This is a genomic window from Agrobacterium sp. B1(2019) (genome assembly GCF_008274755.1).
In the GTDB taxonomy this organism is placed as follows: Bacteria; Pseudomonadota; Alphaproteobacteria; order Rhizobiales; family Rhizobiaceae; genus Agrobacterium; species Agrobacterium salinitolerans.
Genome location: NZ_VTPB01000002.1, coordinates 799,426 through 811,482 on the forward strand (window position 1 = coordinate 799,426; position 12,057 = coordinate 811,482).

The following is a 12,057-nucleotide window of genomic DNA, read 5'->3' on the forward strand; positions in this document are numbered from 1 at the left end:
TGCGGGAAAAATGCTTATCCATGTCGCCAACCTGTTTTTGGAGGTCCGCGCGGTCAACTGGCCAAAGCGGACAGGAGTTTGAGGAAAGCCGCCGATGAAGATCCTTGTCCCCGTCAAACGAGTCGTCGATTACAACGTGAAGATCCGCGTAAAATCGGATGGTTCAGGCGTTGAGCTTGCCAATGTGAAGATGTCGATGAATCCGTTCGACGAAATCTCGGTGGAAGAGGCGCTGCGCCTGAAGGAAGCCGGCAAGGCCGAAGAGGTTGTGGTCGTCTCCATCGGCCCGGCCAAGGCGGAAGAAACGCTGCGCACCGCGCTCGCGATGGGCGCTGACCGCGCCATCCTGATCGAAACCGATGAAACGGTTGAGCCGCTCGCCGTCGCCAAGCTCTTGAAGGGCGTGGCCGAGGCTGAGCAGCCCGGTCTCGTCATCGTCGGCAAGCAGGCGATCGATGACGATTCGAACCAGACCGGCCAGATGCTGGCAGCCCTTCTGGGCTGGGGCCAGGGCACCTTTGCCTCCAAGGTCGTGCCGTCAGACGGCAAGGTCGCGGTCACCCGCGAAGTTGATGGCGGTTTGCAGACGGTTGAACTGAAACTTCCCGCCGTCGTCACCACCGATCTTCGTCTGAACGAGCCGCGCTATGCCTCACTGCCGAACATCATGAAGGCAAAGAAGAAGCCGCTCGACAAAAAGGCTCCGGCCGATTTCGGCGTCGATGTTTCGCCGCGCCTGAAGGTGTTGAAGACCGAGGAGCCCGCGGGCCGCAAGGCCGGCATCAAGGTTGGCTCGGTTGCCGAGCTGGTCGAAAAGCTCAAAGCCGACGGCGTCCTCTAAGGTTTCGGAAAAGGGAGATATTCTCATGGCCATTCTTCTTCTGGCAGAACACGACAACGCAACCCTTTCCGACCTGACGGGCAAGACGCTGACGGCGGCAACGCAGATCGGCGGCGACGTCCACGTTCTGGTTGCCGGTTCCGGTGCCAAGGGCGCTGCTGACGCGGCTGCGAAACTCTCCGGCGTTTCCAAGGTGCTGCTCGCCGACGACGCCTCCTATGGTAATGCGCTCGCCGAGCCGCTGGCTGCGCTGATCGTCTCGCTCAGCCCTTCCTATGACGTTATCATCGCCCCGGCGACGGCGTCGGCGAAGAACGTGCTGCCGCGTGTGGCAGCGCTTCTTGACGTGGCGCAGGTCTCTGAAATCATCGAAGTCGTATCGCCTGATACCTTCAAGCGTCCGATCTATGCCGGTAACGCCATCCAGACCGTGCAGGCAACCGACGCCAAGAAGGTCATCACCGTTCGCCCGACCGCTTTTGCGGCAGCGGCAGAAGGTGGTTCGGCATCGGTCGAGACGATCGCCGCTGCTGAAAACCCCGGCGTCTCCTCTTTCGTTTCCGATGCGCTTGCCTCGTCCGACCGTCCGGAACTGACCTCCGCGAAGATCATCATCTCGGGTGGCCGTGCGCTTGGCTCTTCGGAAAAATTCAAGGAAGTCATCCTTCCGGTCGCCGACAAGCTCGGTGCCGCCGTTGGCGCCAGCCGCGCAGCCGTCGATGCAGGTTACGCGCCGAACGACTGGCAGGTGGGTCAGACCGGCAAGGTGGTAGCACCGCAGCTTTACATCGCGGCCGGTATTTCCGGTGCCATCCAGCATCTGGCCGGCATGAAGGACTCGAAGGTCATCGTCGCCATCAACAAGGATGAAGAAGCGCCGATTTTCCAGGTTGCCGATTACGGTCTCGTCGCAGACCTGTTCGAGGCGCTGCCGGAACTGCAAAAAGCCCTTTGATTGCAAATACATGATGAAGGCGGCGCGTTTTTTGAACGCGCCGCCTTCTCTTTTTCGGCGATATGCGTAACATCGCCAGCGAATTTCTATATGCAGCACATGGGAGAACAGCATATGACCGCCCCCTTTAAGAATATCGGTGTCATCGGAGCCGGTCAGATGGGGTGTGGCATAGCGCATGTTTCCGCCATTGCCGGATACAGGGTCCACATCTACGATCTTTCGAAGGAAGGCATCGAGGCCGGCCTTGCCACGATCAACGGCAATCTCGCCCGCCAGGTCACCAACGGCAAGCTTTCCGACGAGGCCCGCAAGCAGGCGCTGACGCTCATCAGCGGTTCGACCGACGTCAATGATCTGGCACCGATGGATCTTGTCATCGAGGCTGCCACGGAAAACGAAGAGATCAAGCGCAAGATCTATGCGCAGGTCTGCCCGGTGCTGAAGCCGGAAGCGCTTCTCGCCACCAACACCTCGTCACTTTCCATCACCAGGCTTGCATCGGCCACCGACCGTCCCGAACAGTTCATGGGCATCCACTTCATGAACCCGGTCCCCGTCATGAAGCTGGTGGAACTGGTGCGCGGCATCGCCACCAATGAAAAGACCTTCGACGCGGCCAAGGATTATGTGCGGACGCTGGAAAAGGCGATCACCGTCGCCGAAGATTTCCCGGCCTTCATCGTCAACCGCATCCTGCTGCCGATGATCAACGAGGCGATCTATACGCTTTATGAGGGCGTCGGTTCGGTGGAGGCCATCGATACTGCCATGCGGCTTGGCGCCAACCACCCGATGGGACCGTTGCAGCTTGCCGATTTCATCGGTCTCGACACTTGTTTGTCGATCATGCAGGTGCTGCATGACGGCCTCTCCGACAGCAAATACCGCCCCTGCCCGCTACTGGTCAAATATGTCGAAGCCGGCTGGCTCGGCCGCAAATCCGGCCGCGGCTTCTACGATTACAGGGGTGAGACGCCGGTTCCGACGCGCTAAGCCCGGACCACTATCGTCTCTGCCTTCGGCTGAACCCTCAGGCAATCAGCAAATACGTAACCGCTCCGACACCCGCGGCAAAGATGGATGCGGCCGTAAGCAATCCGCAATAAACGAGCGTTCCGGAAACGGCGGCGACGAATACGCGTCCTGCCGCGTTGGCGGCGAGAGCGGCGAGGACTGCGCTCGCCACGATGTCCGGCGAAAGATTCTGCGCGCTGGTTCGCAACGCACTGAGAACCGCGACATCGGCATCGAATATGGCAGACAGAGCCGTGAGGGCGATGAAGCCGCCGGCGCCGATCCAGACGAGAAGAACGGCATTCAGCGTTCGCGTTGCGGCAAAAAGCGCGGCGAAGATGGCAAGGGGCGCCAGGTCGAACGGGTTTTTTGCATTGAGTTCTTGCCCGGACTGCGTGTCCTGCAGCCTTATCAGGCCGGCGCCGCTCAATCCGAGAACCAGTGCCGCAGTCAGCGTCGCCGGTGCGATAAGCGAAAACGTCGTCAGCGAGAGGGCGAGAACAATAACGAGAATCCGGAGCAACGATACAGCCGCGGCCAGCACCGCCACACCGGCCAGAGGCCACGCGTTTTCACCGCTTTTCGCCTTCTGCCCGAAGCTGGCGGTTACAGCGGTCGATGAAACAAGGGCGCCCGCCAGCCCGGTCACCAGCAGGCCGCGAGTTGAGCCGAGGAGGCGCACCGCAATATAGCCGCAATAGGAGATCGCGGCGCTGAGCACGGTGAACAGCCATATTTCCCACGGGTTGAAGCCGCCCCACGGATCGATCGCCCGGTTCGGAAGGATCGACAGGCCGACGGCGGTCATCACGGCAAGCACCAGCGCGGAGCGGAGTTCGACCCAAGTCAGCCGTTTCAGCAGGCGGTGGAGAACTTCCCTGCCGGCGAGCAATGCTGCAAGGGCGGCAGCACCAGCCGCCGCCGCCTGATATTGTGCCGTTACCGCAAGCCCGCCGAGGGCAAAGACGCAGAGAGCCGCAACCACGCCGGTGACACTGAAATCATTGTCATGACGCGCTTCGCGCAGCTTGAACCATGAAAAACTGAATGCGAACCCCAGAAAACCCGCCGCGAAAGCGAAAACGCTATTCTGCTCTGCGGCCAACACGCCGAAGACGCCACCCAGCAAACCGGTAATGCCATAGGTCCTGATCCCGGCGGTGCGGCTGCCCGCCGGCGCATCGCGCTCCCGCCAGCCGCGCTCAAGGCCGACGAGCAGGCCGATGGCGAGAGCAAGACCAAGCCGGGGAATAAGCAACTCCATATCGGCACCCATTCATGGCGGAAGCCAGGATCATTATACGGGGTGGGAACGGGCTTGTCTTCACCGGCCCGTCCGCTGGAAAGACGGGCGTTGACGGCGGTTGCGGCTCATAGTGCCCAATATTCCGGCCACCGCATCATTTTCCAGTAGCCGCGGTCACCAGCGCCTCGGCGTCTTCACTGTCCCACGCGGCCGGGCCGTTCATGGCGGCGAGCAGGCAGCCGTTTTCATCCAGCAGCAGGGTTGCCGGCAGGCCGAAAGCAAGACCTTCCTTTTTCAGAACGTTGAAGACGCCCATGGAGCTGTCGCGGTAGTGCTTCAGAGCATCGATCTTGTATTCATCCATAAAGGCTTTCGGTTTTTCATCCGCGCCGGTATCGATGTTGACGGCAACGACCTCAAAATTCTCGCCGCCCTTTTCTTTCTCGAGCGCGTTCAGCGCCGGCATCTCTTCGCGGCAGGGCACACACCATGTGGCCCAGAGGTTGAGAAGAACCGCCTTGCCCTTGAGATCGGCGAGCGTCATGTCTTGCGACTGCGGTCCCTTGAAGGAAAGCGGAATGATGCGCGGCCTGTCTGCTGCCGACATGGCCGCCACCTGCCCTTTCAGAAACGGTTTCAGCGAGGCAATGCGGTTTGCCGCCCCCTCACATAAACCGCCGTCTGCCACCGCTGCCCCTTGAACCGGGCTCTCAGACCCAATATGCCTGAACCAGACCGCGCCAGCACCGGCGAGCACACCGGCCACGGCAGCAATTGCAACCAATTTGGCGGAAGGAAGCCTGAACGGCCTTTTTTCTGTCATCGAATACTCCAGGGCACTTAACATGGCTGACGGCACAGATCAGAAATCCTCCAACCAGATGTGGGGCGGGCGTTTCGCTTCCGGGCCATCTGCCATCATGGAAGAGATAAATGCCTCCATCGGCTTCGACAAGAAGCTTTACGCCCAGGATATCCGCGGCTCTATGGCGCATGCCACCATGCTGGCATCTAAAGGCATTATTTCGCCTGAAGATAAAGACAAGATCATCAATGGTCTGAACACGATCCTGTCAGAGATCGAAGCCGGCACCTTTGAATTTTCGCGCAAACTCGAAGATATTCACATGAATATCGAGGCGCGCCTTGCGACCCTTATCGGCACGGCCGCTGGCCGCTTGCACACCGCACGCTCGCGCAACGACCAGGTGGCGCTCGATTTCCGCCTGTGGGTCAAGGAAGAACTGCAGAAGACGGAAGGGATGCTGACCGCCCTCATCGCCGCCTTCCTCGACCGCGCCGAAGAAAATGCCGACACCGTCATGCCCGGCTTCACCCATCTGCAGACGGCGCAGCCCGTCACCTTCGGCCATCATTGCATGGCCTATGTGGAAATGTTCGGCCGCGACCGCGCCCGCGTGCGCCACGCCATCGAGCATCTGGACGAAAGCCCGATTGGCGCCGCTGCCCTTGCCGGCACCGGCTATCCCATCGACCGCCACATGACGGCCAAGGCGCTCGGTTTCCGCGAACCGACCCGCAACTCCATCGACACCGTGTCCGACCGCGATTTCGCGCTGGAATTCCTGTCCATCGCTTCCATCTGTGCCACGCATCTGTCGCGTCTCGCCGAAGAGATCGTTATCTGGTCGACGCCGCAATTCGGTTTCATCCGCCTGTCGGACGCCTTCTCCACCGGCTCGTCGATCATGCCGCAGAAGAAGAACCCCGACGCCGCTGAACTGGTGCGCGCCAAGACGGGCCGCATCAACGGTTCGCTGGTGGCGCTGCTGACGGTCATGAAGGGCCTGCCGCTCGCCTATTCCAAGGACATGCAGGAAGACAAGGAACAGGTTTTCGATGCCGCCGAAAGCCTGGAGCTGGCGATTGCCGCCATGACCGGCATGATCCGCGACCTTGAAGTGCGCAAGGAACGCATGCGTGCGGCGGCCGGCTCGGGTTATTCCACCGCCACCGACCTTGCCGACTGGCTGGTGCGGGAAGCAGGTCTGCCCTTCCGCGACGCCCACCACGTGACCGGCAATGCCGTGGCGCTGGCAGAAAAGAAAGGCTGCGATCTTGCAGATCTTTCGCTGGAAGAATTGCAGGCCATCCACCCCGGCATCACCAAGGGTGTTTTCGACGTTCTGTCCGTAGAAGCATCGGTTGCCAGCCGCACGAGTTTCGGCGGCACCGCCCCTTCGGAGGTGCGCAAGCAGATCGCCTGGTGGCGTGAACGCAACTGATAAATTCGCGTTACACTGCGATCACAAGAAACAGGGTGCACAAGCGCCCTGTTTTTCGTTATCAGAGAGGCACATATTTCCTTTGGACAGGCCCATGCTTTCAAAAACCGCGCGCAAACTCATCGTTCCCATCGGCATGACGCTCGCCGTCAGCCTTGCTCTTTCCGCCTGCGGGCGTAAGGGCGACATCGATCCGCCGAGCACGCCGGTCGAAATGCGCAACAAACGCGCCGCCGATGGAAGCGAACCGAAGCCGGCGACGGCTGAGCGTCCGTTCATTCTCGACAAGCTTCTCTGACGGGTAAAAAGCCGTGAACCATTTTGGCTATATCGACGGCGTGCTGCACGCCGAAAACGTGCCTGTGCCTGAGATCGCCAAGGCGGTCGGCACGCCTTTCTACGTCTATTCGACCGCAACGCTGGAGCGCCACTACAAAGTGTTCTCGGGCGCTTTCGCCGATGTGGACGCCATGGTTTGTTACGCCATGAAGGCCAATTCCAACCAGGCGGTGCTGAAGACGCTTGCAAAGCTCGGCGCGGGCATCGACGTCGTTTCCGGCGGTGAATTGCGCCGCGCACTTGCAGCCGGCGTGCCGGCAAGCCGCATCATGTTTTCCGGCGTCGGCAAGACGGTGGCGGAAATGGACTATGCGCTGGAAGCCGGCATCTATTGCTTCAACATTGAATCCGAGCCGGAGCTGGAAGTCCTCAATCTGCGCGCCGTCAAGGCCGGCAAGCGGGCGCATGTCTCCTTCCGTATCAATCCGGATGTGGATGCCCGCACCCACGCCAAGATTTCCACCGGCAAGAAAGAAAACAAGTTCGGCATTTCCTATGAACGCGCCCGCGCGGTCTATGCCCATGCCGCCACCCTGCCCGGCATCGAAGTGACCGGCATCGACATGCATATCGGCAGCCAGATCACCGAATTGCAGCCCTTCGAGGATGCCTTCCGGCTGCTGCGCGAACTGGTGGAAGCGCTTCGCGGCGACGGCCACACGATCAGCCACGTCGATATTGGCGGCGGTCTCGGCATTCCCTATCGCGATGACAACAACCCGCCGCCGCTGCCGGATGCCTATGCCCATATCGTCAAGAACGAGCTGAAGAGCCTCAACTGCAAGATCGTTACCGAACCGGGCCGCCTGATCGTCGGCAATGCCGGCATTCTGGTGACGGAAGTGATCTATGTGAAGGATGGCGGCGAAAAGACCTTCGTGATCGTTGACGGCGCCATGAACGACCTCATCCGCCCCACACTTTACGAGGCCTATCACGGCATCCGCCCGGTGGTGCAGCCGGCCGAAAACACACCGCGCATCAAGGCCGATATTGTCGGCCCTGTCTGCGAAACCGGCGATTATCTGGCGCTCGACCGCGAAATGGCTGCGCCGCAGCCGGGCGATCTCATCGCCGTCAGTTCTGCTGGCGCCTATGGCGCAGTGCAGGCCGGCACCTACAACTCGCGCCTGCTGGTGCCGGAAGTGCTGGTGAAGGACGACAAATTCCACGTCATCCGTCCGCGGGGCACCTATGAAGAGTTGATCGCGCTCGATTCCGTACCCGCCTGGCTCGATTGATCTCGCCCGCATCACCGGTTTGCCGATCACAATCAAGCGAAGCTGCCTAAAAAATGGGGGTGAGGGCTTGGGCGCCCTCGTCTTCGCCACAAAGAATGTTATCCTTGCCCCCGTGATATAAACAGCTCGCCGTTCCGGGAATGGCGTTCGACGTGGCCAGAACCGGGAGAACGGATTGATGACCACAGCCGGAGAGGACAAGACTGGCGGAAAGCGCGCGACTGGTGCGTTTGCGCAGCGGCCGGACCTTGCCCGCCGGGTCGTCGCCAAGCGCTTCTTCGCAAAAATCGTGCTGCTCTCGGAGAACATCGCGCCGAAAACGCTGTGGCCACTTTCCATCGCCGCCGTGTTTCTGGTCCTTGCCTGGTTCGGCCTCTACCGGCATATGCCGGATTTCCTGCGGCTCGGCATCGTTTTCGTTCTGGTTTTCAGTTTCATCGCCACGCTTTTACCGATCCTTCGGCTGAAATGGCCGACGGATCATGAAGCCTCGCGCCTGCTTGAAGACCGCAATGGTCTCGCGCACCAGCCGGTTGGCGTGCAGGAGGACGAGCCCGCCTTCGATACGCCCTTTTCCCGAACGCTATGGAAAGAACACCAGATCCGCATGGCGGAGCGCATTGCCGCGCTGAATGCCGGCCTGCCGAAACCGGATATTGCCCGTTATGACCGTCTGGCGCTGCGCGCCATTCCCGCCCTTCTTCTGGCCGCCGCCTTCGGTTTTTCCTATTCCAACGGCGCGGGCACGATTGCGGATGCCTTCCGTAGCCGGCCGGCCGTCGGTCCGCTCAATCCCGATATTCGTCTCGACGCGTGGGTCACGCCGCCATCCTATACGGGTCGCGCGCCGATTTTCCTGACCGGACGTGACGCAACCAACCGCGATACGGTTTCCGTGCCGCAATCCTCCAAGCTGACGATCCGGATGACCGGCGGCGATGGCGGCGAGGAAGTGACTTTCGAGCCTGAAATGGCAGGCGCCTTGCAGAAGCTTGCTCCTGAAGCGGCCAAAGTCGACAGTGCAAGCGGCGATATCGCCGTTCAAACGCCGGTTCGTTCGGCGGATCAGCCCGTCGCGCCGCGCACTTTCGCCATGGATGTTACCGAAAGCGGCATGATCACCGCCAATGGCGAACAATGGGTGTTCAACGTCATCGCCGACCAGCCGCCCAGCATCGCCTTCGACAACATGCCGCGACGCGCCGTCAATGGCGCGCTGGAAGTGGGCTTTACCGCCAAGGACGATTATGGGCTGAAGGAAGCCCATGCCATCATCGAGCCGATTGGTGTCGCGGAAGGTGCGACCGCACTTTATCCGCCGCCGGAATTCAAGCTCGATCTGCCGCGGCAGAACAACCGCGAAATCAAGGGGCTGACCAGCCGCAACCTGACCGAACATCCGATGGCTGGCAAACGCGTGCGTATCACGCTGGTTGCCACCGATGGTGCGGGCCAAACGGGCCGCAGCCCCGCGCATGAAATGGTGCTGCCGGGCCGCAATTTCTCCGAACCGCTGGCCGCCTCCATTGCCGAGCAACGGCAGATATTCTCGCTCGATACGCGCCAGATGCCGAAGGCGATCGCCTATAACGAGGCGGTGGGCCTGCGCCCGGAAGAGACCATTCCCAACACCACCCATTATCTCCTGCTGCAATCGGCCCAGACCCGCATGCGGCTCGCCTATAATGAGGAGATGCTGAAGGATACGGCCGATTATCTCTGGGAAATCGCGCTCGGCATCGAGGACGGCGATCTTTCGCAAGCCGAAAGACGCCTGCGCGATGCGCAGAATGCACTTTCCGAAGCGCTTCAGCGCAATGCTTCCGACGAGGAAATCGCCAAGTTGATGCAGGAACTGCGGGAAGCCATGCAGCAGTTCATGAGCGAGCTTGCCCAGCGCATGCAGAATGCGCCGCAGACCAACATGAACAGCCAAGCACAGAACGTATTGCGCCAGCGAGATCTGGAAAACATGATGAACCAGATCGAGAACCTCGCCCGTTCCGGCAATCGCGACGCGGCGCAGGAAATGCTCTCGCAGCTGCAGCGCATGATGAACAATCTGCAGGCAGGCCGGCCGCAGCGTCAGGGGCAGCAGGGGCAGCAGCAGAGCAGCAAGATGCGCCAGCAGATCGACAAGCTGGGCGAAATCCTGCAGCAGCAGCAGAAATTGATGGACGAGACCTTCAAGCTGGATCAGGCGCTGCGCGACCGGATGCAGCGCGGCGACCCGCAACAGGGCGACGACGAGCAGCAGATGGGTGAAAACGGCCAGCAGCCGCAAGAGGGGCAGCAGGAACAACAGGGCGAGAATGGCCAACAAGGCGGACAGCCAAGCGACCAGATGACCGCCGAACAATTACGCGACGCGCTGAAAAACCTGCGGGCCCAGCAGGATGCGCTCGGCAAGCAGCTCGGCGAATTGCAACAGGGCCTTCGCGATCTCGGCATGGAACCGGGCGAAAACTTCGGCAAGGCGCAGCAGGAAATGGAAGGAGCCGGCGAGGCACTGGGTAAAGGCCAGGGCGAGCAGGCTGTCGAAGGTCAGGGCAATGCGCTGAATGCGCTGCGCCAGGGCGCACAGGACATGATGGGCCAGATCATGCAGGCCATGCGCCAGCAGGGCCAGCAGCCCGGACAGGGTCAGGAGGGCATGGCGGGCCAGGGCGGCCAGAACGGCCGCGACCCGCTCGGCCGTCCGCGCAGCACCACCGGCCCGGATTTCGGCGACCAGGTAAAAGTGCCGGACGAAATCGACGTGCAGCGCGCCCGCGCAATCCTCGAGGCTATCCGCGAAAAACTCGGCAACAACCCGCCCGGTGAAATCGAGCGGCGGTATCTGGAGCGGTTGCTGGATATACAGTGAGGATCAGAAGCCATTCACGGCGATCCGGCCCACCACTTCAATTTCGTAACTTTCCGGAAAAGCAGACCGCGGGGAGAACTACTAGGCAGGTCGCAAAACACTTTGACGTCATCCTCGGCCTTGCGCCATTACTGTCCGGTTTAATTTTCTGGACAAGGCGCATGACGGAGTAGAGAGTTGACAACTCCGCAACAAAAAAGGCGACCCATGGGCCGCCTTCCTCAAATCTTTGTAATCCTATCACTCACGCCGCAAGCGCCCGCGCCACGGCCTTGCGAATATCCGGGAGCGCGAAGGGTTTGGAAACCACATCCACAATCTTCGTCGCCAGATCATCAGCCCGTTCGCGCTGTTCGGCGTAACCCGTCATCAGCAGGATGCGCATGGCCGGGAAGCGTTCGGCGGCGCGGTGCGCCAGCTCGATGCCATCCATGACCGGCATGCGGATATCCGAAAGAAGAAGATCGAAACTGGTTTCCTGGAGCTTTTCCAGTCCCTGCTCGCCATCCGCCGCCTCATAGGTCTCGTGACCGTCGAGACGCAGCGCGCGAGCGACGAAAGCCCGCAGTGCATCCTCGTCTTCGGTAATCAGAATCTTCGCCATTATTCATTGCTCCTGGGCATCATTTCCAGCCGTGAGCAACATCGCAGGCTCCTCTTTTCAAGAGGTAAACACCCAGGCTTTCGCTGGCTGAATGGTTAATGAGGCGTCTCCGCCCTGTGCCGTTCCGGCACGGAAAAGATGCTCAGGCGTCGCCGGTCACGACGCCGACGAAGGGCAATTCGCGGAAGGCATAAGCGACATCCATGCCGTAACCCACGACGAAATAATCAGGACATTCGAAACCGACATAATCGGCCTCCAGATCTTCCTTGCGTTTCACTTTCTTGTCGAGAAGCACCGCGATGGTGACATTGCGCGCACCGCGCTCGTAAAGCAGTTCCTTGGCGAAACGCAGCGTGCGGCCGGATTCGAGAATATCGTCGATCAGGAGCACATCACGGTCCTTCACGTCGCTGTCAATATCCTTGACGATCCGCACACCTTGGGAAACCGTGCCTGCGCCATAGCTCGACAGCGTGATGAACTCGACCTCAGGAGCAAGACCGCTGTCATGCAGTGCGCGGATAAGATCGGCCGCGAAAATGAACGATCCCTTGAGCACGGCAATGACCAGTAAATCCTTGGTCGGGCCGCTGGCGATGTGCTTGGCCATGTCGCGATTGCGCTCGGCGATCTGCTCGGCGCTATAAAGCGGCTCGATGTTTTTTCCACGGACGACGGGCATTCTTACTCCTGTGCTGC

Annotated in this window: 11 protein-coding genes; 7 read left to right on the forward strand and 4 right to left on the reverse strand. The window is 60.6% G+C overall.

Annotated elements, in window-relative coordinates:
- Positions 1–94: 94 nt before the first annotated feature.
- The 3 genes from AGR1_RS18430 to AGR1_RS18440 all read left to right on the forward strand — a co-directional run bounded on the left by AGR1_RS18430 (position 95) and on the right by AGR1_RS18440 (position 2,792).
- Entirely contained in the window at positions 95–841 is a 747-nt protein-coding gene (locus AGR1_RS18430) for an electron transfer flavoprotein subunit beta/FixA family protein (protein WP_003520827.1), read from the forward strand.
- Between the two features lie 25 nt (positions 842–866).
- On the forward strand, positions 867–1,796 hold the full coding sequence (locus AGR1_RS18435) for an electron transfer flavoprotein subunit alpha/FixB family protein (protein ID WP_149147810.1): 930 nt from the start codon (positions 867–869) through the stop codon (positions 1,794–1,796).
- A 114-nt stretch (positions 1,797–1,910) separates the two neighbouring features.
- Complete coding sequence (locus tag AGR1_RS18440; protein WP_063949214.1) at positions 1,911–2,792, forward strand: 3-hydroxybutyryl-CoA dehydrogenase; 882 nt, start codon at positions 1,911–1,913, stop codon at positions 2,790–2,792.
- A 37-nt stretch (positions 2,793–2,829) separates the two neighbouring features.
- Here AGR1_RS18440 and AGR1_RS18445 read toward each other — a convergent pair whose 3' ends face one another.
- Positions 2,830–4,077, reverse strand: coding sequence for an MgtC/SapB family protein (locus AGR1_RS18445; protein ID WP_080795146.1), 1,248 nt, complete (start codon positions 4,075–4,077; stop codon positions 2,830–2,832).
- Between the two features lie 136 nt (positions 4,078–4,213).
- On the reverse strand, positions 4,214–4,882 hold the full coding sequence (locus AGR1_RS18450; RefSeq protein ID WP_149147811.1) for a TlpA disulfide reductase family protein: 669 nt from the start codon (positions 4,880–4,882) through the stop codon (positions 4,214–4,216).
- Positions 4,883–4,904: 22 nt separating this feature from the next.
- On the opposite strand from AGR1_RS18450, the gene argH reads away from it, so the two are divergent.
- From argH to AGR1_RS18470, 4 genes are all read left to right on the forward strand, one after another.
- Entirely contained in the window at positions 4,905–6,305 is a 1,401-nt protein-coding gene (argH, locus tag AGR1_RS18455) for an argininosuccinate lyase (protein WP_149147812.1), read from the forward strand.
- A 94-nt stretch (positions 6,306–6,399) separates the two neighbouring features.
- Entirely contained in the window at positions 6,400–6,603 is a 204-nt protein-coding gene (locus AGR1_RS18460; protein ID WP_003509930.1) for a lipoprotein, read from the forward strand.
- A 13-nt stretch (positions 6,604–6,616) separates the two neighbouring features.
- The gene (gene lysA, locus AGR1_RS18465) at positions 6,617–7,885 is read left to right on the forward strand and encodes a diaminopimelate decarboxylase (RefSeq protein ID WP_149147813.1); all 1,269 of its coding nucleotides are present in this window, start codon (positions 6,617–6,619) and stop codon (positions 7,883–7,885) included.
- Positions 7,886–8,063: 178 nt separating this feature from the next.
- The gene (locus AGR1_RS18470; protein WP_149147814.1) at positions 8,064–10,751 is read left to right on the forward strand and encodes a TIGR02302 family protein; all 2,688 of its coding nucleotides are present in this window, start codon (positions 8,064–8,066) and stop codon (positions 10,749–10,751) included.
- A 244-nt stretch (positions 10,752–10,995) separates the two neighbouring features.
- On the opposite strand, the gene AGR1_RS18475 is transcribed toward AGR1_RS18470, so the two are convergent.
- Together AGR1_RS18475 and hpt are read right to left on the reverse strand one after the other, a co-directional pair.
- On the reverse strand, positions 10,996–11,355 hold the full coding sequence (locus AGR1_RS18475) for a response regulator (protein ID WP_080795133.1): 360 nt from the start codon (positions 11,353–11,355) through the stop codon (positions 10,996–10,998).
- A 142-nt stretch (positions 11,356–11,497) separates the two neighbouring features.
- Complete coding sequence (gene hpt, locus AGR1_RS18480) at positions 11,498–12,040, reverse strand: hypoxanthine phosphoribosyltransferase (RefSeq protein ID WP_077985217.1); 543 nt, start codon at positions 12,038–12,040, stop codon at positions 11,498–11,500.
- Between the last annotated feature and the right edge of the window lie 17 nt (positions 12,041–12,057).